Genomic DNA, 23,753 nt, shown 5'->3' with positions numbered 1-23,753 from the left:
TTGTCCTCATCATGATAAAGCCGGAAAGTGTGGAAGCACAAATTCACCTAATTCTTCGATCACTTCTTCTACTGGGCGTTGGCCATATTTTAAGTTGATGATGACATGGTTCACACCTGCATCTCGTAAAGCTTCAAGAAATTCGATAAGGAAAACGCGGCCCGTACGGAATCCAAGATGAATCGGTATTGGTACATGATATGGGTCTTCCGCCAAATCAACATAAAGCGATTGGGTAAATGGCTTAAATTCCTCTGTTAACGAACGCCAATTCTCGATTAATGCTCTTTGAAATTTGAGTGCACGTGGATAGTAAATCCAACCATCACTATGTTCAGCAATCCATTCAGGAGACTGTCCACTGTGACCTGTCACCATTACTGGTATGTCTGACAATTTCGGTTTTGGCAAAAGATCTCCATTTGTCATATGCACTCGTAAAGAGTCAATGGCAGGAAAATGCTCTTTCCATGCTTTTTTCATGACACCAATTGCTTCTCGGAATAATTCGCTCCGATCTTCTGGATTCACAGAGAATGCTGGAAACTCGATTGGACGGTCACCTGTTGCGACACCGAGAATAAGTCTTTCACCAGATAATCTGTCTACAGAAGCCGCCGCTTTTGCGACATGAAGAGGATGGCGCAATGTTAAAATAATACTTCCCGTTCCCAAGGCAATCTTTTCTGTGTTGGCAGCAACATACCCTAAATACGTAAACGGGTCATATATTTGCCCGACATCCCCGAAATTAGGATCGCGCAACGGTACATCTCTCACAAATAATGAAGCGAAATTGAGTTCTTCTGCTCGTTTGGCTAACTTCATTTGCTTTTCTATATTCATCTCAGGGACATCGCCCATATACGATTCAATCGGAAAGAACAATCCTAAAGTTAGTTTGTTTTCTTGATACATGCGTGAATACCCTTTGTGATTTTTAAATTTTTCCATTTCACATCTACCTTCCAATTATTTTTTAATTTTTTTAATTTCGTTGTATCTAGAAAAGCGTTCCATCAAAACATAAAATATCTTAAAGATGATTCAGTATGATGTTTTGTAGTTACTCTTTGTACGATAGCCGATAAAATTCCCCGAGATTTATTCCTTATCACAGCACTTATTATTCCTGACAAGATAGCGTGCATACAGGGTGTCATTCTATAGTCAAATAGTGTATTGTTTTAAGATGCCGCAGTGGCAGTTGAAGCATCCATTTTTATCACTTCGTCAATAATCGCACTGCCAAGACAAACATCATTGTCATAAAATACCGCTACTTGTCCTGGAGTAACGGCTTTAACTGGTTTTTCGAATTCCACAAAAGCCGTTCCATTCGGACGAATATGAACGGTTACTTTCTGATCTTCTTGACGGTATCTGAATTTAGCTGTACATGCAAATGTACGTGGACGAACATCCCCGTTAATAAAGCTAATGTTCGATGCAATAAGACCGGTAGAAAACAGAGCAGGATGATTTTTACCTTGAGCGACGAGTAAAACGTTGTTTTCTAAATCTTTATCGACGACATACCAAGGTTCCCCTGTTCCTTTTCCACCGATTCCAAGTCCTTTTCGTTGGCCAATCGTATAGTACATCAACCCATCATGAGTACCTAGCACTTCTCCATCTAGAGAACGAATTTCTCCGGGCTGTGCCGGTAAATAATTCTTTAAAAAGTTTTTGAAATTTCTTTCTCCAATAAAACAGATTCCTGTACTATCTTTTTTATTGGCGTTAACAAGGTTCAATTCTTGAGCGATTTTTCGTACTTCATCTTTCGTTAATTCTCCAATAGGAAACAGGACTTTTGACAAATGCTCTGCTGTTAATTGGCTAAGAAAATACGTTTGATCTTTATTGGGATCTTTTCCACGCAATAAGGCGATTTGGCCATTTTCTCTGTTGATTCTTGCGTAATGGCCTGTCGCGATATAATCAGCATCTAGTGAAAGAGCGTAGTCAACAAACGCTTTAAACTTAATTTCTGTATTGCATAAAACATCTGGATTTGGTGTTCGCCCCCGTTTCAACTCATCTATAAAGTACGTAAATACTCGATCCCAATATTCTTTTTCGAAGTTCACACTGTAATAAGGAATCCCGAGTTGATTGGCAACTCTCTTAACATCTTCGTAATCTTCCGTTGCTGTACATACACCATCGTCATTAGTGTCATCCCAATTTTTCATAAATACACCGATTACGTCATACCCCTCTTGTTTTAAAAGGTAGGCTGCCACAGAGGAATCAACCCCACCCGACATTCCAACGACAACCCGTTTTTTCTTCAACCTTATTCACCTTCTTAAACTGAAATATTTTTTGTTACAGTTATGTTTAAAAAAAATTGATGGAGCACAACTAACATAAAAACATTAGTCGTACTTTTGTTTCAGGCATGAAAACCTAACTACTATTGATTTCATCAATGATATCTTTGATCGTTACACCTTTTAAATAATTTAAAAAGTGTTCTTCCGCATTGTGAAAAACGCGAATGAGTATATTTGATAGATTTCTGCCTATTGGACAATTCTCATTGGAATCAGGGCATTTCGGTACAAGCGTTTCCTCACTAGTGATTTTAAATATTTTGTCTAACGTAATATGTTCCGGTGAATCGTTTAAAGAGAATCCGCCTTTTGCCCCTTCTTTAGAAGTAATAATATTTTCTTTCCTTAATATGCTCAAAATTTTCCTTAATCTTGCTGGGTGGACAGAAACACTTTGGGCAATGTCTTCACTGGTCACTCGTTGGCTTTGCTTTTGGGCCAGGTAAGCGACGCAGTGAACAGCAATCGAAAAATCGCTATTCATAATGAACCTTCCTCCTAACTGTAATAATAATGATTACAGTTGATATTGTCAATTGCAAATAATTTCTAAAGTCCTTCAGTTTCGAGTGTTGGTAAATCATTATATATATCTTCAATTTTCATCTTCACACTTCCCCCGAAAGCTTTTTACTTGTAATATTCTGTCTCCTTGTACAATTCCCCCCTTTTTCAACTAAACTATCCCATTAGCCCATCGCTTCGCGGCACCACAGATTAAAGAAGAATTTCCGTTCTCCCATGGAAGATAGCATATATTTATTGCACCAATTTTGATACTTAATCGTAAATATGAAAATAGGGGCTATAATTCTTGTGTCCTTATTCTTTTTTACAGAGTTAACAACTCGAAATATATTTTAAATTTATTACATCGTGTTCTATTTCGAGGAAATTCTTGATTTCTTCCCGCATGATCAGTTCTAATTTTTCCTTTACAAACTGACGAATGACACTTTCCAGTTGATTTGCCCAGTCGACATTCGGTATACTTTCAGACATAGGTAGGGTTCTCCTTTCTCTGGAATGTGTTGTGGTCCAAATCAGAGAATACCCTACCTTTTTTCTTTTGTTCTAGCAAAATGCTTTACACAAACTTTTATACATCATCGATTTATCAGAAAAATTAACGATTAATTAAATTCAATATGTTATAATCTTTATGTATTGTAAATTAAATCAAGAAATGGGGGGAATAGAAAATGGGAATTGGTGATTTCTTTTTTCAGGCTTCTTCAGTTCTTATTATTTTTGTTTCTGTCGCTTTAGTTTTTCTAGTATTTAGATTTTTATTTAGGGGTCTTCACCATTTTCTGTGATTTCTACTCAATCCTAGATACATGTTAGCTGGATGAAATAGGTTCATCAGTCAGGATCCTTCTTCCGCATACAGACCACGAAGTTGGTAGAATGGAAACAGTCAAGTGCTTTCCTTGACGGGTTCCATTCTACCAACTATCATACCGATAGCGGAAGAAGGGAGCGCTTAGGCAGCCTGACTACCTGTAGTGTTCCCTGTACACTCCAGAAATACACGCAAACGAAACCGTTCTAGATTTCGATAGCCATATGCCTGGCGTTTGATGTTTTTGATCTTGTGATTCGTCCCCTCGATTCGGGCATTCGTATATGGGCACAAAAAGTAGGAAAGAATAGGCTCCTTCCACCTTTCAAGCGTGTTGGCTGCTTCCTGAAAAGAAGCAAAAGGGCTCTGTTTGGCTAACTGAATCCATTCTTCCAAGCGTTCCTTTGCTTCGTTATATCCATCGGTTCGGTAAAAATCCCGAAACAACTCTTTCAGATCATAAGCAATGGAAAGTGCTGGATACTCCTCCAAGATATCGTCTAATCGAAGCCGTTGGTCCTTACGAAGCTTTTCACAGCCTTTTAAGAGAAGATATCGAGCCTTTTTCAATGGAGAAAATTCCTTTCTTGCTTGATCCAAGGCTTGTGTCACTTTTTGAACCACATGGTACTTATCGATGACAATCGAAGCAGATGGAAACAGGGCGCGAACCGCCTTATGATAAGGTCCCCACATGTCAAGAATCACCGTTTGGACCATTTCTTTCGACAGGATATTTTGACTCAACAAGTTGATGGCGGAGTCACATTGGCGATCGGCATGCATTCCCATGACCGATCCGGCTCTGGCATCCATCAATACAGTTTCATACTGATGTCCCTTTTTTACAGCGATTTCATCTAAACTAAGCACCATTCCTTCTTGAGAAGATGCTTCTATCGCTGTTTGACGCTCTTTTGCTTTTTTCGATGCGATGGAGTAATAAATGCGTTCCAATGTCGTATATGGGATGCGGTGCTTTCGACTAACCTCTTGAATGGTGGTGCCTTCGCAAAGTTCATACAAATACTCACAAAATCGATTGGTGTAATGTTGATTGGGTGGAATCGATTCCAAAGAGGCGGAAAACACTTGAGAACAATTCCAACACCGATAGCGCTTTACCTTTACGAACAAGTACACCGGTTGATGGAAAATCGCCAAATCCCGTACTTTTCTTGTCCGTCTGTCGTGGACGGAGGAAGTGGCAAACCCACAATGAGGGCAACGTTCCTGTGTCTCTGTTTTCTCTACATGAATCGCATAACCATAGGAAAGAAGTTCGTGTTTAATCACTTTAAATTCTGGCAATCCTAGTGATATAGAAAGCACTTACGAGACCTCCCTAATGTTTATTTCACCGCTAACATTATTGCCAGGATCTCGTCAGTGCTTTCTCTTTTTTGTCACTAAATCACAAAATTTGGTGATGAACCAACAAAATAATCGAAATTCGATAAATTAGAAAATGGTATCGCTGATTAGCGAAAATAACAACATAAAATTAAATGAAATACTATGTACAATCCCGTCAAATTAATGTCAGACGGGATTGTATTTTTATTGATTTATTTGCCAAACAAAAATGGTAAAAATATCTCTACAAAAATTACTATTCACATTAAGAGATACTCTCGCACTGGTCTTCTCGGCTGACCGCCTCCTTGCCTGCGGCAATCCGGCTGGAGCCTATTTAAGGGGATCAAATTTTAGGATCCCCACCTGTTTTTTATCTCACTTCGTCCAGCGTTAAAATAAAAGATCATGTCTGCTTTAAAAATGTAAAACCAACAGACTTTTTTGATATATGAAACTGTCCGCATGGTTACGGTTTATTTTATTTGTAACTGGCGAACCTAATACCGGTGATGTTGTTATGGTTGATTACATTGTATTTTTCGGGCTTCTTGGTTTGAGCATCGTGTTGTTTATCCTTCATCAGATTCGATTAAAGAAAAATCCGTTACCGGCACCACACCTCGATTATGAATATGTGAAATGCGAAAGCCCTATCGAGCGGCGATTGTATGAGGCGTTAAAAATCAGCGGGTATTATGTGAAAACACAATATGTCGTTCCTCCCGCTCGTTATCGAATTGATATTGCCTTACCTCAATATAAAATTGCTATCGAATGCGATGGGAAGGCTTATCATTCTACACTGGAACAAAAAGCAAGGGACAGACAAAAGGATGCTTATTTGAGAAGCAAGGGATGGAAAGTGCTGCGATTCAGCGGCAGCATGATTAATGGGAGTTTAGCTGACGTTATTAAACGAATCGAAGAAGAGATAAACGCTTAATGTTTAGTGCAAAATGAAAGTACAGAGTTCTGCAACAAAAAAGTGCAGAGCTTCATGGCATAAAAAAAAGGCTTGCCAGCTCCTAAAATACCCTCTACTGTTTAAGGTTGTGAAGAACAAAACAGTGGAGGTAATGAAAGGATGCTAGCAATGCCTGAAATTCATCATATCAAACATTTGCGTGAAAAGAAAGGGTTATCGCTTTCCGAAATTGTCCGTAGGACGGGATTTAACTGGAGAACAGTCAAGAAATATGCGGATGGAGACATTTCGGTCAGACAAAAAATAAAGAGAAAACGGGGAATGATGGAGGAAGAAGGATACGGTCAAATCATTGATGACTGGCTGGAGGAGGACGCCAAACTGCCAAGAAAACAACGGCGGACAAGCAAGAAGATGTACGAACAATTAAAGCAGGAACATGACTTTAAAGGGTCTTATCGAACGGTTTGCGCCTACGTTCAAAAACGAAGACCTCAGCTTAAGCTGGAGAAGGAACAGCGTTACGAGAGGCTGGAACACCCTCCGGGGGAAGCGCAGGTGGATTTCGGCACCATGTCCGTTGTGACGAAGGAGGGAAAAGAGGAAGACCGATCAATTCTGATTTTGAGCTTTCCGTACAGCAACGCCGCGTATGCGTATCCATTGCCGGCGGAAAACAGCGAATGTTTTCTTTACGGGCTCACTCAGCTGTTTCGCCAAGCCGGAGGCGTCCCGAGAAAACTGCGCATCGACAATTTGGCGGCGGCGGTGGTTTCGATCCGAAAAGGAGGCGAACGTCAATATACTGAAGCATTTGAGCGATTCCGGCTTCATTACCGGTTTGACGTACAGGCGTGCAATCCGTATAGCGGACACGAAAAAGGGAATGTCGAACGGAAAGTTTACTATACTCGTCAACACTGCTTTGTCCCTGCTCCGTTGATCGAGGGGGATGAAGAACTGGCGGAGTGGCTGCATCGCAAGATGATCGAAGATCGAGCCCGCCCCCACTATGAAAAAGGGAGAACCATTGAGGAATTATGGCAGGAAGAACAAAAGGAGTTGCTTGTCCTGCCGGAGAGAGATCTCCCGATCTTCTCCTTCCACCACGCTAATGTCAATAAATACGGGGAAGTAACGGTGGATGGGGAGGCGTTTGTGGTTCATGGGATCCCGGTTCCCAACCGTGTCCTTGTCAAAAAGGAATGGGATCGTTTCATGGTTTTGTCCCAGGAAGGGGAGGTGTACCTGGAAGCGCCAAGGCCGTACACGAAAAAGCAACGGGAGCTCCCTTGGAAGGACATTTTGGCGGAATGGGCGCAAAAGCCCCGGGTGGTGGAGTATTCGCGGTTTCGAGTTTACTTGCCGGAGGCCATTAGGAAATACTTCATGGAACAACCGAAACAGACGGCATCACGCATTCGAGGGGTGCAGAAGCTGCTGGACCGGTACACCGTCTATGAGATCGCCCAGTGGCTTGACAAGTATCAACGGTGGGATTTGGCGCCCCATGAGATCGGGGTGTTGATGGAGGCGAAGCGTTCGGAGTATCCCGCGAAATGGGAAGAAGCCTATACCCCTTCCGTTTTAGTCGACTATGAAACCGATTTACATGTGTATGATCAACGTCTTTGTCCGTCAAGGGAAGGGGGAAGCCGGGCATGAAGATGGATTTAAAAGAGATTTGTAAAGCCCTGCATTTGGCGTACATCGCGGATCGATTCGAGGAGGTGGCCTACGAGACCAAGGAACAGTTTTTACGTGATGTGTTGGCGTTGGAGCTGTCGTTCCGTCAGAAAGCAAAACAGGCTCGATTGATCAAGAAGGCGAAGTTCCGGGAGTTGAAATGGCTCAAAGATTACGAATGGTCGGATCAGATTCATTGGCCGACCACGACCTCGAAGGAAGAACTTTGCGACCTTTGCTTTTTGGAGCAAAAACAGAACGTCCTGCTTTTAGGTTCGCCGGGAACAGGAAAAACCCATCTCGCCACCGCATTAGGATTAAAAGCGTGTGAACGGGGCCATGAAGTTCGGTTTTTCCGTGTCGCCGATCTTGTCGCCCAGCTCGAAGAGGCGTTAAAAGACGGCATCCTCGGACGGCTCAAACGGCAAATCGACACATGCGAGTTGTTGATTTTGGACGAACTCGGCTATGTACCTTTTCAAAAGCAGGGATCGGAACTGCTGTTTCACATCATTGCCGATTGTTATGAACGAAAAAGTGTCATCGTGACATCGAATTTAGAGTTTGGACAGTGGAATCGAGTGTTTGGGGACAACCGCCTGACGGCAGCGCTGGTGGATCGTTTGGTCCATCACGCCCACATTCTCGCGTTTACGGGAGAGAGCTACCGCTTGCGGCACGCGCTTTCTGCCGTTCAGTCGCTCCCTTCTCACTCGGTTGAAAGGTAAATTCATTGAGCTGGCAAGCCTATGTATTTTTTCTTGCACTTCTCTGCATTTTTTGCTTGCAAAAAACAAACATCAACCCCTTTTTGTTTCAATTGATGATACGATTTGCCAAAAAACGAAGCCTTCGTCACGGGCTGCACACGCCATTCAAGGGTGTGATTGGCACTACTCGCATAAAGATCATCAATCGGTTTGGGGGCATTCGCTCGTTTGGCTGATGGTGCACACCTTCACGCAGGCGTTTCCGTTCGCGTTCCGCTTGTATGACAAGAAGGCCGGAAGAAGCAAAATCGACCTGGCGATGGAGATGCTTTCCTCGATCAAGGTGAAGCTGACTCAGCCGGTGTATGTGCTCATGGATTCGTGGTACCCGTCCAAAACGCTCATCGAAACCTGCTTGAGCAAGGGATTCCATGTCATCGCCATGCTCAAGGCGAACCGGATTCTTTATCCGAAAGGCATCGCCGTCCAAGCCAAGCAGTTCGCCCGCTATATCGAGCCCCAAGACACCCGCCTCGTCACGGTGGGTCAGGAGCGTTACCGCGTGTATCGCTATGAGGGGGCGATCCATGGCCTCGATGACGCGGTGGTGCTGCTGGCTTGGAAGGCGGATCAGCCGATGACACCGGAACATCTCCATTGCGTCTTGAGCACCGACCGGGAGCTCGGGGACGAAGACATCTTGCGTTACTATGCCCAGCGTTGGACAATCGAATGCTTTTTCCGGCAAGCGAAAGATCAACTGAAGCTGGATGGATACCGCGTTCGCCACATTCGGGCGGTGAAACGGTATTGGGCGGTGGTGCTCTTGGCCTGCGTGTACAGCATCGCCGAATCCCAACAAAACCTTTCCGCTGGACTGGAGCTTCTTCGATCACGGAAAGGCCACAGCGTCGTCGAGTTCATTTATAACGCCGCGAAGCAAGAGATTCCCATTGATGTGATCAAAAAACAGCTCCATGTCGCCTAAGGGGGACCCTGTTTGTCTCTTAAAGCATGGAAATTATTGTAATGAAAAATGCTCATCTACAGTTACGATTTTATCATCGAGTTTAACAAAAAGATCGCTTCCTCTTTGTGAACTACCCACCACCTACGCTTCGCTTAGAGGTGGGGGCTTCAAGCGACTTGTGTGTGTTCGCTGAACGGTAAGCCACACACAAGAACCCTTTACGCTTCCCTTCGTTCCGAAGGTGTCCGTTCTAGCCATATTCTATCCTATTCGTTGGCTAACGCCAACCGAAATTCATCTCCCACTTTCACTGGTGCTGGCGCACCTTCACGTTTAGAAGTAGGAGACTTCTTTCGGAGGGAAGTTAAATGATAGGCTTCATCACTAATGTATAAGGTTTTAACTCCTTTTTTAATAAAATCTTATCAATATCTTCGATGTTTGAGGTCGCAAGGAGCACATACGGAGTATTTCCAAGGCTAATTAAAAGTTTTTCATCATTATTGGCTAACATAAGGGCTGCCCCTGCCTCAAAAGTAAAATCTAGCTCATTGGAGTTCGTTTTACAATAGTATGCATCCTCCAAAAAAGTAATAAGCTGAAATCCATTTTGAGATTGCATTTCTTTTATTTGAATAAACTCTAGTTTCTCTTTAGGATTAAACGATTGTAATTTTGGTACTTCTTTTTCCTTTACAATTAAAAGATGGTCAATCTCTGCTTTATAAGCGATTTCCGTTTGTTCCGCCGTCACTACATAAAATTCATGATGATTCACCTGTAATACGACTTGCATGCAGCTAAAAGCTTCCCGATAATCAGGATCCAAATCTGAAGAACTTATGAATACTCTTATATGTTGTGATTGAGAAATACTACGTAAATCATCAAGCTTTGTTTGGATCGGAATAAGGTAATGTGGTACCGATGACAATTGAACCCCTCCCTGTAGAAATGTTGATGTATCAAGGCTTTGCGGCCTCTCAGGGGTGTCCAAAAAATATTTTTCGACAAAATCCCTTACATCCTTTTTCAGTTTTGTGGATATCTTACAGACCTAGGGTGCGCTTCGCGGCCACGGCTGGGTATATTTTCCTGCCGTGGGGGAAGCATATTCGATGCACCCTTTGGATCTCCGCGTCGCTGATGAGGACGAACCCTCCCATGTCTCCGGGCGTCTTGGCGCCAACATTCCCTCGTTCGGTCTCGTCATCAGGCGGAGGCCGGCCAAGCTCCTTTAGGGACTCAAGGTCGAATGGATGAAATCACGCCAGCTTCTCCGGTGTCATCTGGTTGTCCAACGATTCTTCCGTTCGCAGGGGGAGGCCTTAGGCCGCCCGTTGCACCTGGGACAAGACGTCCTGCTTCATTCGCTCCGCGTCAAACGCTTGTTTCTTCGTACAAATCGCAAACAGCACATTCAACAGCTTCCGGCACAAGGCGACGATGGATTGCTTTCCGGTCAGCGGGTTGACGGGGCGGGTCGTGTAATATTCATGCAGCTCGCGAAACGCCTCGTTGTGCCGGATCAGCGGAATCATCGCCCGAAACAGCACCGAGCGCAGCCGTTTCCGTCCCCGTTTGGAGATGTGCTTTTGCCCTTTGCGCTGGCCGGAGGAGTTCTCCTTGAGCGTCAGGCCCGCCAACTTCACCAATTGGCGCGGGTCCCGATAGTGGGCGAAGCTGCCGATCTCCGCCAGCAGATCGATGATCGTGGCGTCTCCCAACCCGTCGACCGTTTTCAACCATTGGTACTCCATCGTCGTTTGAACCAATGCCTTCAACTCGGCGTCCAGCGCGGCGATCTCAGCCTCCCATTGGCGGTATCAGCGGACGAGCGCGGCGATCTCAAACCGGGCCATCGTCGTCCCTTCCGTCACCCCAATCGAGTTCTTCGCGGCGTCGATCAACGCCTGAATTTTGGCCTTCTGCGGGCATTTCACCCCTTCGCTTTGCCGGTACACCTCAAGAAGCTCCTCCACCGTCCGGCCGGCCATATCGGCCGGAAGCGGCGTCCACTCCAGCACCGAAAGCGCCGTTTTCCCCAAGTCGCGAAACACGGCCCAAAACTCTGGAAAATACCGATCCGTCCAACGGATGATCGCGTTTTTCACCGCCGTCTGTTCCTTGCGGAGCTTCTCTTTGAGCGTGCTCCCGACGCGCAAATCGGCTTCGATCTCGTGCAGCAGCCGGGGGACGAGGAATCGACCGTCTTTCGCCAGTCTGGCGATGACCAAGGCGTCTTTGGCGTCGTGTTTCGTCGGCAGGTTGTCATCGAGTTCTTTCGACCGGCACACATGCGCCGGGTTGACCATGACCAACGGAATCCCGTTTTCCTCGAGGAAGTAGGCCAGGTTCAACCAGTAGTGCCCGGTCGGTTCTACGGCGACGATCACCTGTGACTTCCCGAACGCTTGCATCGCCCCCTGAATCGCTTCATACAGCTGTTGAAACCCCTCTTTCGACTGGAAGATCGGGAACGACTTGCGAAGCACACGCCCCCGGTCATCCACGAAGCAGGCGTAGTGGGTTCGTTTCGCGATATCGATGCCCACGACAAGCGTTTGTTCCGTGACTTGATCAATTTTATAGTTTTGTGTACAATTCATCTGAAGTCCTCCTTGGTATGGTGAGTGATGTGGTTGACACCCCTGCATCATACCAAGAGGGCTTTTTTTGATCAAGTCCCCGGAAAAGCTCCTAACAGGAATGCTCCTTTTTAAAAATGTATATCCTCATAAACTCCGCCGCGTTTTAAATCTAGATTAATCTTCCATGTTCCGTCTTTTCGCTTTTTATATCGAATTTGATATTTATTGTCAGGGGTATACCTTCTCACAGAATTTCCATCTCTTTTTTGAATGACTTTTTTCCCTTTCGTTAAGTGCCTAAATATACTTTTAGCTACAGCTTTACCACCAGGTAAATCGGTATTAATCCTAGTCCGATGTTTTTTAGGATTTTTACCAAGAAGCCACACAAATTTAAGGCTTTTCCCTGTATGTCTGACAAGTTTTAATTTTCCTCCACCAACCGCGCCAAGAGCCGTTTTTTTAGCGACATACATCCATCCTCTTCCGGTTTTATACGCCTTATACCCATCGTACGTCGCAAACCCAGCGTTAACTACAAACCAGAAGAAGTGCCCATCCGGATCCACCAACATCACCGGATTGTTGTTCGCATACGCATACCCATTCTGCGTGAGAATGTCATCCGCATCCCCTGGGTCTGGGTCTAAAGATAGGAACACGCCATGCGTTGGGTGGTAATAACGGGCGATCAAGTAGTACAGCCCAGTCTCTTCATCGTATTGGTATCCGGCGTAGCGGTATGGGTTTTCGGCTGCCATCTCGCCCGATTGGGAAAGAATGTTCCCCCACGCATCGTATTGGTAACGGGCCACGATGTTTCCTTGCGCATCCGTTAAGGCGATGACATCGCCATGGGCGTTATAGTGGTAGAAGTACGTGGCACCACCTTTTTTCATCGCCAACAGCTGGCCGTTTTCTCCGTATATATATGATCTTACCACATTTCCATCCGCATCGGTTTCATACAGAACGTTGAGGCTGTCTCCTTGGTAGTGGTAGTTCGTAATGACGCCATTCACATTCTTTTGAATTCGTCAACTGTCTTCACTGTACAATAAAAAGATTATCCCTTAATCACGGGATAACCTTAAAAAGACTAAATGCACCATTTTTGATTTTGTTTCTCGTAGATGCTTTTTATTAAAATCAATACCGTTTTTATATAATAGTTCCAACGTTTGCCCGTCTTCGTCTTTAGGAAATCTCATCAAAAATTCTCCTCCCTTGTTATTCGCCAATGATTGAATTAAAATCTTTTAATTTATGCGAGTAATGTTTCTTTTGTGTAAAATATACGTATTCAATCCCTTGACAGTAACTTAAATCACCATCCACTACGTTACATTCGACAAAAGCTAAATGTTTTAAATGTTTTAAATTTTTAACAAAACTAAGTGAAGGAATATCGCCAACTTTGTCCAGTATCAACTTTTTTAATTGTCTTAACTCTTTTATACACTCGAAGCTTTTAATTTTTTTACAAGACTCTATTTCCAAGTACTCTAACTCGCGAAGAAATTTAATACTATCTATACCCGTGGTGCTAGTTGAGTGTCAGCGCTCAACCAGCCCTAGTGTGACCAAGGAATAAGCCAACAAGATGCCATCGAGTGCCACTTCAAACCCGGCAATGGAATTCGCTCGAATGTCGGTGATCCGGTATTGGTCTACGAGAATCGAAAACACCGTCTCGATGACTTTGCGTTTTTTTTGGATCCATTCTTCCCATGCCTTGGATGGGCCGTGCTTTTGATTGTGTCGAGACGGTGTCCAGAACGCGGCTTGGTGTTCTTCGTACAGCTTTTCTCGAAGAGCGTGGCTGATGTACCCTTTGTCCCCAAAGTTGTAGGGATGAGGGATTTGAGTCATCACCGTTTCAGCGGCTTTGACGTCGTGGCAGGACGCTTCCGTCACGACATAGCCCATGGCCAGCCCTTGATTGGTCACTTGAAGATGCAGCTTGAAACCGTAGTACCATTGCTTTTTGGAAGCACAATACCCCATATCCGCGATCCCTCGAAACCGCTTGACGCGCTGCATTCTTGCGGGATGGCACAACGGAAGAGGCAAGCTGTCGACGACCGCATAAGCATGGTGTTGGCCGCGTTTCGCCAGCTCATGACGGATCCATTTGATGGCGAAACCAAGCGCCCGGCAGCGGCGGTTGTATCGGGAGCGTTCAAGAAACGAGCCGTTTGTGAACAAATTTCCCGTGACAAAACGATGCCAGGCTCGTTCGGAAGAAAAGCCCAGCAGCTTCCCCAAAAGGTGAACCGCCATGACCACTTCGTCTTCTTGCTTGACCAAGTGACGGTTGCGGCGATGAAGATACATTTGAATCAACGACAGTTGGGCAGAAACAAAACAGAAAATAGCGGCATATTGTTTTTGAAGTTTGGCTGGATCTGTAGTAAAATGAAAGTGCTCTTGCATGGGGGATCTCTCCTTTCGAATGTTGGGTGACACTTTCATTCTACTGGAGATCCGCCAGCAAGGGCTATTTTTATGCTTGATCAAGTTTATCTAGCACCACGGGTAATGGCAAATATAAACCTCTTCAACATTCGGGCATTTTTCTAGAAAATCAATATCTTGGTAGTGATAACTACCATCCCTTATATTTATTCTCTTGATATCATAACGATTAATGATGTCAATACATAAATCTAATTTTTCAGATTTTACTGTGATTATATTCCCTGTCGGTTCTTCTTTGATTTTAATTCCGTCTATTTCAATCATCTTATACATAACTCCTCCTAAAACATAGGTATAAGTTAAGACAATGAGCGTCTTCCATCAAGAATTGAATGGGGAGACGCTTTTGTCAAACTATTTTAAACACACTTTTTACTTATTTTTCAATATTATCCATAATAATTATAATACTTCTTTCTTCCAGGACTATGAATTTTATTATATAACTCTCCCCCTTGTTTAAACTTGTATTTCATCATCAGCTTATACTCTCTGATAAACGCTTCATCATCTGATCTAGCAGGTCTCCAAGCTCTGTATATTACTTTATCTCCGTACTTCTTTGCTTTAGATCTTGCAGAATATTTTGCGTGTTTATAACTGCCTTTACCAATATACCTATAGCCATTACGGAATTTAATTACATAAGTACCTGTTCCTTTCTTGATTTTATTGAGCTTGGAAATATTTTTTATTTTTTTGTATTTTTGATAACCCTTATATAACTTATATCCTCTATAACCCCATATAATAAACTGAACATAATGCCCATCCGGATCCACTAACATCAATGAAAAAGCAAGAGAATGGAGCTTCTCTTGCTTTTCAAAAGTTACCTTAATCCTTTAATTTTTGAAATGGTATTATCTACAAGCTACTAATTTTTGTAGTTTTCCAATAACTTCTCACAAAACGATTTAGCGGCTTCCTTGTCATGATAGATTGCATAAATATAATCTAAAGCTTCATTCAACTGAAAAGCGTCCGTTAAGGGGGATTCTTTAAATTTAGACTTAAAATTTTCTTTGCATGCAAATACATAAAGCTCCTGATCTCTTTCTCCCCAACCCCCCCATTGTAGAGATGGTGAGGTAAACACTAATTTACAGCTATAGTCAACCAAACCAATATAAATATTCTCAAAAGGTTCTGCATTTAAGATGTCTAAATAATTTTCATAGGAAAGATCAACCGGGATTTTAGCCCATTCATATCTTTCCATTCTTTCATTATAATAGTTTTCTAGTTCAGCCAATAGAATATATTTATCACCTGACTTTTGAGCCAATATTTGTAATCCCTTCCAGAATTCCTCTTCATACATACCGTGATATTCCCCAAAAAGGAAACCATTATACTCTCTATGAAAAACCTGATTTGGCATTGATTGATTAAGTATAAAAATGTTACTCAATGTTTCTTTCATCTCAATATAATCGTTTTTATTGTTAATAAAGAACTCTTCAAGGTTCATTTAATCATCCCCTAGCCGAATTTTTAGAGTTGCTTTTTTGCGCCCTTTCGGAGTGTATTCAGCAGCCCAACCGTCATATGAATTGGCATATCTTCGAACAACATACCTTGCGCCATTTTTTTCAAAGAGGAGCACATCTTGTGTTTTGGATTTAACACGTCTGTAGCCCCAACCAGATTTTCCCAAATTTCTAACAAAAGATAGTACCTTTACATCAGTTCCTATATTACGAACACTTTTACCTTTTGTTTTGTTAATGTATTTAGATTTTTGGCCTACATAAGCCAAAAGCTTTTGGACTTTTTTCGCTTTATATGCCCTATACGCAATTTTGGCTCCTTTAAACGCAGCACCGCCAACAAGTCCCACACCGACGGCTATCGCCGCGGCCTTCCAACCGCCTTTTTTAAAGGCCTTATACCCTTCATACGCCGCAAATCCCGCATTAATCGCTATCCAGACAAAATGCCCATCCGGATCGACCAGCATCACTGGATTGTTGTTCGCGTACGTATATCCGTTTTGTGTAAGGATATCATCCGCATCCCCTGGGTCTCTATCATCTATGATACAGACGACACTCCTATAATTTAGCATGTGGTACTCTTATACCAACAAAATAAACTGTCCTCTACTTAGATTGTTATACATCCTATAAATTTCCATTTGGTTAAAATCTTTTGCCTTTTACAAAGGACTTCTTAATAAATCGCCATTATTTGACACAAAACAGCGCTCGAATTAATTGTTAATTGTGTTTGACCCTGAAATGCTTATATTTAAAACTCTCGCAAAATCTTTAATTACTGTTTCAATTTCCTTTTTTATTTCTAAAGGCGGTAAATTGATTATATATCCCTTTTTTGATGAAAAAAACGGTTTGTTGACATTCCAAATATGGATATTTTCTATTAAATACCCATCTTCTTCATTACCAATTAATTTTCCACTTGAATCTTTAATAGCTAAACAAACAAAAGAATAGTAATTTGTTTCAAAGCATTGACCTTTTTCCATACCATGCTCCTCAATACCTTTCAAAGCATCAACTTCATTAATTCGTTCTAATTTAATATCTAAAATATAGCCATTTTGGACAAAAAATTGCTGATACTGGTTAAGTATATCCACGATTATTTCTTCAATTTGTTCTTCTAGTTCGAAAACTCTCGTTTTTGATAATTCATCCAGTTTGACGGCCTTAAACTTTTTTTTCTTCATCTCTAATTCCTCCTAATATAAAGGTGGAACTTAACAGAGTTCCACCTTTATTTATAAGTTATCCCTTAATACGTTTACCATACCATGTCCAACGTTTAGTTCCTTTACTACTTCTTCTAAATTTCCCCTGATAATAGCTCCACCTATTTAACTGCCAATGATAACCATGACCGTTATGAGGGGGATGAAATTCGAATGATTTATATGTGTATCCTATACCCTTACGAGTTCTCCATTTAACACCATAATACTCTCCTATTTTTCCAACTTTAATAATTCTTCCACCTCTTGCGGCCCAATAAGCTATTTTTCCAGCTCCACCAATAGCGACACTGGTTATTGCTCCTCTTATGGCACTCTTCCCTAGTCCTTTCCAAAATCTTTTGGATCGGTAATTTTTTCTATTTTCCCATGCATATATGCCTGCATCAATAACTGCACCACTAAGAGCAGCAGCAGCCCACCATGCAAATTTTCCATCAGGATCTACCATCTTGACAGGATTGTTGTTCGCATACGCATACCCATTCTGCGTGAGGATATCGTCCGCATCCCCTGGGTCTGGATCCAAAGAAAGGAACACGCCATGCGTTGGATGATAGTACCGGGCGATCAGATAGTAGAGCCCCGTTTCGTTGTCATATTGATATCCCGCATAGCGGTATGGATTTTCATCCGCCACAGCGCCCGATTTTGACAGAAGGTTGCCCCACGCATCGTATTGGTAACGGGCAACGATGTTTCCTTGTTCATCCGTCAGGGCGATCACGTCGCCATGCGCGTTGTAGTGGTAGAAGTACGTCACGCCGCCTTGCTTCATCGCCAGGCGTTGGCCATCGGCGCTGTACACATACGACCGCACAACGCTGCCGCTTGCATCGGTTTCATATAAGACGTTCAGGCTGTCGCCTTGGTAATGGTAGTTCGTCACCACGCCATTCACGGTCTTCTGGATGCGCCGGCCGTCTTCATCGTATTGATACGTCGCAAACGGCGTGCTTTCGCCTTTTCGGGTGATGGAGACAAGTTGGTCGGCTTCGTTCCATTCATATCGATACTGGCCGTCTTCCAAGCGATTGCCGTTCGCATCGTACATGATCGTTTCATCGCCGAAACGGATCAACTGATTCGCCGCATTATAATCAGCCGTGGTCGTCGTCGACTGCCCGTCTTTCGTTTTCACGATTTGCTTCCGATTGCCGAATCCATCGTACGTATACGCGATCGTCGTTCCATCCGGCCATTGCTCTTCGACTAGTTGATCTAAGGCGTCATAACGATAGAGCGTCTTCGCGCCGGTCGGGGTGGCGATTTCTGTCCGATTGCCGTTTTCATCGTAACGGTACGTTTCCGATAAAATTTCTGTTCCATCCGCCGTACCGACCGAAACGCTTTCCACGAGGCCGCGGTCATCATACGTAAAGGTCGAACCGGCTCCGTTTCCTGTCGTGAAGGTACGAACGTTTCCTCTCTCGTCATAGTCAAAGCGATACGTATACGTTCCGTCTTGGACGACTGTATTTTGATCCAAGGCATTGTATTGGTATGTGACTGTTTGGCTAAACGATCCATGGGAGAACATAAACTGTTGTAATTTATCCGATGTCGTCGGATAGGTCCACTTTTGTAATCCTCCGCGGTCGGATTGTTCAATGACACGATTCGCGGAATCAAATTTTCTTGTCTTGGTCGTACCGTCTTTTACATATTGTACAGAAAGTTCGTTTCCGTTTTTGTCGTAACTAAATTCATAATACGGAACGTTGTTGTAAGAAATCGTTTTGACCCGTTCCGTTCCGTCATACGTCCATTGAATCGTGTTTCCTTTCGGCAAAACCGTTTTGATTTTATTTCCATTGGCATCATATTCATTCGTTGTCACATCATGGAGCGGACCAACGGTTTTCACGAGTTTGCCGGCCGCATCATAAGAATAGGCAAATGTTTGAGACTGGCCGTCGCTGGTTCGAATGACTTTTGAAGTCATATTGCCATTTACGTCATAATCGTAGTTGACGGAAGTACCGTTCGCTAACAACAGCTGTTTTAAGCGATCCGATAAATCATACGTGTACTCTTTTTTGTTTCCTTTCTTATCGTACTCGCTTAATAGATTCCCAACGGCATCATAATTCTTTTTCGCCACATAGCCTTCTTCATCCACTTCTTCCGTGACATAATTTCCGCTTGCATCATACTTGTTTTTCGTCACCACGTTTCCTTCCATTAAACGGATCGCGTCAAACCATACCGTTCCCGTGTAATTGCCACGGAAGACAGCGGATATGTCGATTTTATCCATTGGCTTGGAAGGTTGAATCGAAACGGCGGCACGGTTCCAATCTTGATTGCCAGTAGGGAAATCGGCGGTATACGTTTGGGTCGTTCCATCCACAAAGTATACTTTAGCCGTAATGGAATAATCGCTTGCGCTCACTGTGCCATTGGCTTTTACATTTTCAGCTTTCGAAACCCCAGTAAGCGTAAGGTTAATTGGTGCATCACCAGATGTTTGGCCAACGATGATGGTCTGCTTATACTCACTTGCCGATTGCGTGGTGCTTGTTCTAGATATTTTTAGTGAGTACCCTCCATCAAATGATTGTGTAGAATCTACGCTTCCTCCTGTTCCACTCCAATTCGTGGTGGTTCCTTCAAAACTACTATTTACAACTGGGTTGTAGCTGGAAGAAACCTGCGCTTCTTCCAATTGAACATTATCAAACCAGGCTTCTCCGGAAGCATCTGGAGACTTATGATCGACCTCTAAATAGACGCGAATTTTGGCTGCATTCGAAGGAGTCGTAAACGTCACTTGCCGCTCTGTCCAAGGTCTTGTGCCTGTAAGTTGGCTATAACGATGATCCGCCCAAGAAATCGTTTGATTTTGACTATTCATGAATTGAACATTGAAAAAGGCATTGGCTTTCGTTAAATTCGTTTTGATCTTCCCGCTTAACGTGTACGTGGTATTCGGTTTCACCGCGATTTCTTGGGTAGCTGCCACATAGCCAAGTTCTGTGCCTGGCGAAGTAGAGTCAGCGACGATTTTTAACGTTTTTCTCCCTGTCAATCCATTATAGACATTCGTGTCTTCCTGTAATTGCCCAGAATCATCATGACTGAGCAGATTCCAAGCGGTGATTCCTTGTTCAAAGCCGCTATTAGAGAGCAAATTCGTGGCACTGCCTAATGTATCGCTTTCTTCAATGATATTCCCATAGGCATCGTACTTCGATACAGAAGACGTTTTTCCCGATTGATCCGTTTCGGATACAGGATTTAAGCCATCATAGGCAATCGTGGTTGTATCGCCTTCCGTATCTGTCATGGAGATGACATCATTATTTTTGTTATACTCGTATGTTTCCGTACCATAACGATCTTTCGCCGTTAACACATTCCCCTTGGCGTCATACGTATATGATTCAGTAGGATTCGCTGCATTTTGATCATTCGGATCCCGTGATTCTACTAAATTATTTCCCTCATAAACGTAGCTTGTTGTAATGTTTAAGCCATCTACGTCCTCAATGATTTGAATAGGATTCGCCGCTTCATTAAAGGTATACTGAATTTTACGGCCATTCGGTTGCGTTACGACAAGTTGTCGTTTTGTTTGGTCATCGTTCATCGTATAGATGCGGTTTTCAGGATCAATCGCTTGGCTTAGCCTGTCGCCATGATAAATGAACTGATTAACGACCGGTTTTGCTTCCGTATGCGTCGGTTCCAATACTTTCTCTAATCGACCAAGTTCATTATATTGGTATCTCGTTACTTCCCCGCCCGTCTGAGTCACTTTGGTTAATAAATCATTGTCATATTCATACTGGATCACCCGATTCATTGGGTCGGTAATTTTCTGGATTCTGCCGTCTGTATTATACTCGATACTCAGCTTTCTACCCGATGCATCGGTCACCGACACCAGCTTTCCGTTCGCATAACCGTAGGTAGTGGCATTCCCATGTCCATCGACGATTTTCGTTAACTTGCCATCACTTTTGTGAAAGTGGATTTTCGTTTGATCTTTTGTCGTCAAGATATATTCATCGGCTGTTTCGCTTAACTCCAGGTAAACACCTGTCGGGACTTTATAAGTTCCATCGGATAATTTCGTGAATATATGGAGTGTGCCATCTTCATCCGTAAATCTTGCTTCATTTCCTTGGGCAACGATGTTCATTTCCGCATCGCTATGCCATCCTTTTCCGAACCATCCAACCGATGTGGATAAACTATTGTAGGTTCTTGTGACTACAAGCTCCGGGCCTCTTCCGGAAATCGAAACATCGTCTTCGTCTATAATCAGATTGCCGGTAGCGGCATTCACGCTGCCATACGGAACATCAATGATGGACCAGTACTCTTCCTTTCCTAAATACTCATTCGCCTCCGGAATGTTCACCGTCAATGCATTGCTGGAAAATACCGTTTCCCCATCCGCATTGTATGCGCTGAGTCGGAACCAGTAACTGGTGCTTGTGGCGTATTTTGTCCCCATTTTCGCATACATGGGGGAAGGATCTTTCGGAAGTTCCAATCCTTGTCCATCATGATGCAGCGTTAAGGTGCTGGAATCCCCTTGTTGGATTTCCTCCGGCGTTGGCCAAATTCCTTTGTTTTGCGTCGTCCAATGGTCCACGTCTCCTACATCAAATGCTTCATAGTAAAGTCCATTGAAAATCCACACTTTATACCCTGTCGCTCCAGGAATCTTATCCCAGTCTAACATGACATAACCCGAGTTGCTTCCTAATCGGTTGCTGTAAGCAAATCCGGAAGGCGCTGATGGCACTGGCAAATCTGGAATACGAGGCATATACGCATCCGAAAAGACGGTTTCCCCTTGAGAGTTATAGGCACTTACTCGAATCCAGTAGTTGGCAGCCGTTGCGTATTTTGTTCCTGCATTGGCATAGACCGGGGACGGGTCAACAGCTAATTCTGCGCCAAGACCATCGTTTACATGCAACTTATATCTACCTGCATGAATTTCCGTGGATGTTGGCCAATACTTTTTGTTTTTCGTTGTCCAAGAAGTGACGTTCCCGACATCTAGCGATTCATAGTAGGAGCCATTAAAAATCCAAATTTTATATCCCGTCGCTCCACTCACAGGATTCCATTTGAAATCGATATATCCTGTTCCATTTCCGTTTGTATAACTTACCCCCGTCGGAGCCGCACCGGACATGGCGCTTTCGCCTTGAGGGAAAATGGCGCTGACTCGGAACCAGTAGTTCTTGCTGTTCGGATAGCTTCCGCCTGAATTTCGATAGACCGGGGAAGGATCGACAGCCAGCTCCGTCCCTAACTGATCTTGGTGCAAGTCGTATCTTCCAGCGCTAATTTCAGAAGGGGTCGGCCAGATTTTTTTCCCTTTTGTACTCCAGGAAGTGACATTGCCTACATCAAACGCTTCATATGATTTCCCGTTATAAATCCAAACTTTATAACCCGTAGCACCAGGAACCGGATCCCATGATAAATTGATATATCCTGTGCCATCCCCATTGCTGAAGGCGGTTCCTGTCGGCGTATTTGGAACGGGTATCGTATACGTAACAGACAAATATGGTTTATAACTGCTATTCGTGGTGGAAACAACTTTTTTCCAATACGTTTGTCCATTGCCATTCGTATGAAGTTTAAATCCGTAATTTTGCTTTGTCCCGGATGCCCATTCTTTTACCGTATTCGTTACATCAAATTGCGCCCATTGGTCTCTTGCGACATCCATCTTGCCAATGTTGGTGGAGGAAGGTTGATGATTCCACGTTAACGTGCTCGCGGACCATGGACCGTTGACAACATCTAGCCATAGACCTGTTGGTGTTGTTGCATAATACGAATGAGTGACATAGACATGGAATGTGGCACTCGTCACATTCATATTTTTGATGCTCGATAGATCTTGATTCAAAAAGCCATAGCAAGTACCTGTTGTTCCATCATAATAACCAACTTTCAAAACGTATTGTCCCTGCGCCGAATCCCACTTACTTGATGAGGAACTATAGTTGGTTGTCGGATAAGCACTCATTACAAATGCATCGGTAGACACATTAATGGAAGTACTCGGATCAATATAAACAGGGTATACACGTTTAGGATCCTTCAGCCACTCCGGGTCGGCTTTGACCGTTAAAATATATCCTTGATCATCCTGTTGTAATTCATACGTTACATTCTCTGAGCGCTGCACCTCGCCAGAGCGTTCATCGACATTCGAATCCACCATAAACGGCTTCGGCAGCTCAAAAACCCTTTCATTTTCTTTATTTGTAAATAAAATGGAGCCATCGTCTTGAATGTCTGCATGTAAATTCGTTTTCAGACGGAATTTGAAAATATGATAGCCAGCAAACGAATGAAGAACCAAATCTTCTTTTGTTGACTCGTTAAATGCAATATTTTGCAGGTCTATGCTCGGAAAAATGTTTTTGTGAACAATTTTGTTGTCTTTTTTCTTATAGACGGCGGCAACATCCTTCGCTTTTATCGGTTGTGCGTTATTGCCTGCCGCCTCTAAAATAGAATAGGAAATCGAATATCCATTGTAATGGAACGTGGCGTATTCTCCATCGACCATCTTTTTATAAAAGTTTGTCTCCAAAATGGTATTCTCTGTTTCAACGTAATT

Annotated in this window: 15 protein-coding genes and 5 pseudogenes; 4 read left to right on the top strand and 16 right to left on the bottom strand. The window is 43.3% G+C overall.

Translation table 11 applies throughout. The features are described from left to right. Positions 1-9: 9 nt before the first annotated feature. The 5 genes and pseudogenes from GHH_RS04720 to GHH_RS04705 form a co-directional block, all read right to left on the bottom strand. Positions 10-954, bottom strand: a complete 945-nt coding sequence (locus tag GHH_RS04720; protein ID WP_015374306.1) for an LLM class oxidoreductase — start codon at positions 952-954, stop codon at positions 10-12. 233 nt (positions 955-1,187) lie between these two features. Further along, complete coding sequence (gene mnmA / locus GHH_RS04715; RefSeq protein ID WP_011230509.1) at positions 1,188-2,300, bottom strand: tRNA 2-thiouridine(34) synthase MnmA; 1,113 nt, start codon at positions 2,298-2,300, stop codon at positions 1,188-1,190. Positions 2,301-2,415: 115 nt separating this feature from the next. Continuing rightward, complete coding sequence (locus GHH_RS04710) at positions 2,416-2,826, bottom strand: Rrf2 family transcriptional regulator (protein WP_015374305.1); 411 nt, start codon at positions 2,824-2,826, stop codon at positions 2,416-2,418. A 395-nt stretch (positions 2,827-3,221) separates the two neighbouring features. Further along, positions 3,222-3,344, bottom strand: a pseudogene (locus tag GHH_RS19695) (IS256 family transposase); the annotation flags it as partial. Between the two features lie 484 nt (positions 3,345-3,828). Next, positions 3,829-5,019: an ISL3 family transposase gene (locus GHH_RS04705; RefSeq protein ID WP_015374303.1), complete on the bottom strand. Its 1,191-nt coding sequence runs from the start codon at positions 5,017-5,019 to the stop codon at positions 3,829-3,831. 544 nt (positions 5,020-5,563) lie between these two features. On the opposite strand from GHH_RS04705, the gene GHH_RS04700 reads away from it, so the two are divergent. From GHH_RS04700 to GHH_RS04685, 4 genes and pseudogenes are all read left to right on the top strand, one after another. After that, entirely contained in the window at positions 5,564-5,989 is a 426-nt protein-coding gene (locus GHH_RS04700; protein ID WP_041470430.1) for an endonuclease domain-containing protein, read from the top strand. Positions 5,990-6,130: 141 nt separating this feature from the next. After that, the gene (gene istA / locus GHH_RS04695; protein WP_015374301.1) at positions 6,131-7,636 is read left to right on the top strand and encodes an IS21 family transposase; all 1,506 of its coding nucleotides are present in this window, start codon (positions 6,131-6,133) and stop codon (positions 7,634-7,636) included. Further along, positions 7,633-8,385, top strand: coding sequence for an IS21-like element helper ATPase IstB (gene istB / locus GHH_RS04690; RefSeq protein WP_015374300.1), 753 nt, complete (start codon positions 7,633-7,635; stop codon positions 8,383-8,385). Before istA ends, istB begins: the two co-directional genes overlap by 4 nt. A gap of 55 nt (positions 8,386-8,440) precedes the next feature. Then, positions 8,441-9,355: pseudogene (locus GHH_RS04685) on the top strand (IS701 family transposase); the annotation flags it as partial. A gap of 346 nt (positions 9,356-9,701) precedes the next feature. Here the strand turns inward: GHH_RS04685 and GHH_RS04680 are convergent. From GHH_RS04680 to GHH_RS04635, 11 genes and pseudogenes are all read right to left on the bottom strand, one after another. Beyond that, complete coding sequence (locus tag GHH_RS04680; protein WP_015374298.1) at positions 9,702-10,271, bottom strand: hypothetical protein; 570 nt, start codon at positions 10,269-10,271, stop codon at positions 9,702-9,704. 394 nt (positions 10,272-10,665) lie between these two features. Continuing rightward, positions 10,666-11,946: pseudogene (locus GHH_RS04675) on the bottom strand (IS110 family transposase). 110 nt (positions 11,947-12,056) lie between these two features. Continuing rightward, positions 12,057-12,965: pseudogene (locus GHH_RS04670) on the bottom strand (RHS repeat-associated core domain-containing protein); the annotation flags it as partial. A 93-nt stretch (positions 12,966-13,058) separates the two neighbouring features. Next, a pseudogene (locus GHH_RS19405) lies at positions 13,059-13,139 on the bottom strand (ribonuclease E inhibitor RraB); the annotation flags it as partial. A gap of 346 nt (positions 13,140-13,485) precedes the next feature. Then, the gene (locus GHH_RS04665; protein WP_012748997.1) at positions 13,486-14,364 is read right to left on the bottom strand and encodes an IS982-like element ISGsp1 family transposase; all 879 of its coding nucleotides are present in this window, start codon (positions 14,362-14,364) and stop codon (positions 13,486-13,488) included. A gap of 90 nt (positions 14,365-14,454) precedes the next feature. Then, positions 14,455-14,682 carry a hypothetical protein gene (locus GHH_RS04660; RefSeq protein WP_015374293.1) on the bottom strand — a complete coding sequence of 76 codons (228 nt, stop codon included), beginning with the start codon at positions 14,680-14,682 and terminating at the stop codon, positions 14,455-14,457. A gap of 116 nt (positions 14,683-14,798) precedes the next feature. Beyond that, a complete protein-coding gene (locus GHH_RS04655; protein ID WP_041470427.1) occupies positions 14,799-15,197 on the bottom strand; it encodes a hypothetical protein in 399 nt (132 codons plus the stop codon). 89 nt (positions 15,198-15,286) lie between these two features. Next, positions 15,287-15,883, bottom strand: a complete 597-nt coding sequence (locus tag GHH_RS04650; protein WP_015374292.1) for a hypothetical protein — start codon at positions 15,881-15,883, stop codon at positions 15,287-15,289. Further along, positions 15,884-16,375: a hypothetical protein gene (locus GHH_RS19400; RefSeq protein ID WP_371198471.1), complete on the bottom strand. Its 492-nt coding sequence runs from the start codon at positions 16,373-16,375 to the stop codon at positions 15,884-15,886. It lies immediately after the preceding gene. Positions 16,376-16,624: 249 nt separating this feature from the next. Further along, on the bottom strand, positions 16,625-17,104 hold the full coding sequence (locus GHH_RS04640) for a hypothetical protein (RefSeq protein WP_015374290.1): 480 nt from the start codon (positions 17,102-17,104) through the stop codon (positions 16,625-16,627). A gap of 58 nt (positions 17,105-17,162) precedes the next feature. Continuing rightward, on the bottom strand, positions 17,163-23,726 hold the full coding sequence (locus GHH_RS04635) for a DNRLRE domain-containing protein (RefSeq protein ID WP_015374289.1): 6,564 nt from the start codon (positions 23,724-23,726) through the stop codon (positions 17,163-17,165). Positions 23,727-23,753: the final 27 nt, after the last annotated feature.

Source organism: Geobacillus sp. GHH01 (assembly GCF_000336445.1).
GTDB lineage: Bacteria > Bacillota > Bacilli > Bacillales > Anoxybacillaceae > Geobacillus > Geobacillus zalihae.
The sequence above is the reverse complement of the archived record's forward strand: the minus strand, read 5'-3'. Positions and strand labels throughout refer to the sequence as shown.

Bases quoted from the DNA above. Each gene is read 5' to 3' on its own strand.
- GHH_RS04640 (WP_015374290.1), bottom strand. From the start codon at position 17,104: ATGAAGAAAAAAAAGTTTAAGGCCGTCAAACTGGATGAATTATCAAAA.
- istA (WP_015374301.1), top strand. From the start codon at position 6,131: ATGCTAGCAATGCCTGAAATTCATCATATCAAACATTTGCGTGAAAAG.
- GHH_RS04710 (WP_015374305.1), bottom strand. From the start codon at position 2,826: ATGAATAGCGATTTTTCGATTGCTGTTCACTGCGTCGCTTACCTGGCC.
- GHH_RS04660 (WP_015374293.1), bottom strand. From the start codon at position 14,682: ATGTATAAGATGATTGAAATAGACGGAATTAAAATCAAAGAAGAACCG.
- GHH_RS04665 (WP_012748997.1), bottom strand. From the start codon at position 14,364: ATGCAAGAGCACTTTCATTTTACTACAGATCCAGCCAAACTTCAAAAA.
- GHH_RS04650 (WP_015374292.1), bottom strand. From the start codon at position 15,883: ATGAACCTTGAAGAGTTCTTTATTAACAATAAAAACGATTATATTGAG.
- GHH_RS04720 (WP_015374306.1), bottom strand. From the start codon at position 954: ATGGAAAAATTTAAAAATCACAAAGGGTATTCACGCATGTATCAAGAA.
- istB (WP_015374300.1), top strand. From the start codon at position 7,633: ATGAAGATGGATTTAAAAGAGATTTGTAAAGCCCTGCATTTGGCGTAC.
- GHH_RS04700 (WP_041470430.1), top strand. From the start codon at position 5,564: ATGGTTGATTACATTGTATTTTTCGGGCTTCTTGGTTTGAGCATCGTG.
- GHH_RS04655 (WP_041470427.1), bottom strand. From the start codon at position 15,197: ATGTTAGTGGATCCGGATGGGCATTATGTTCAGTTTATTATATGGGGT.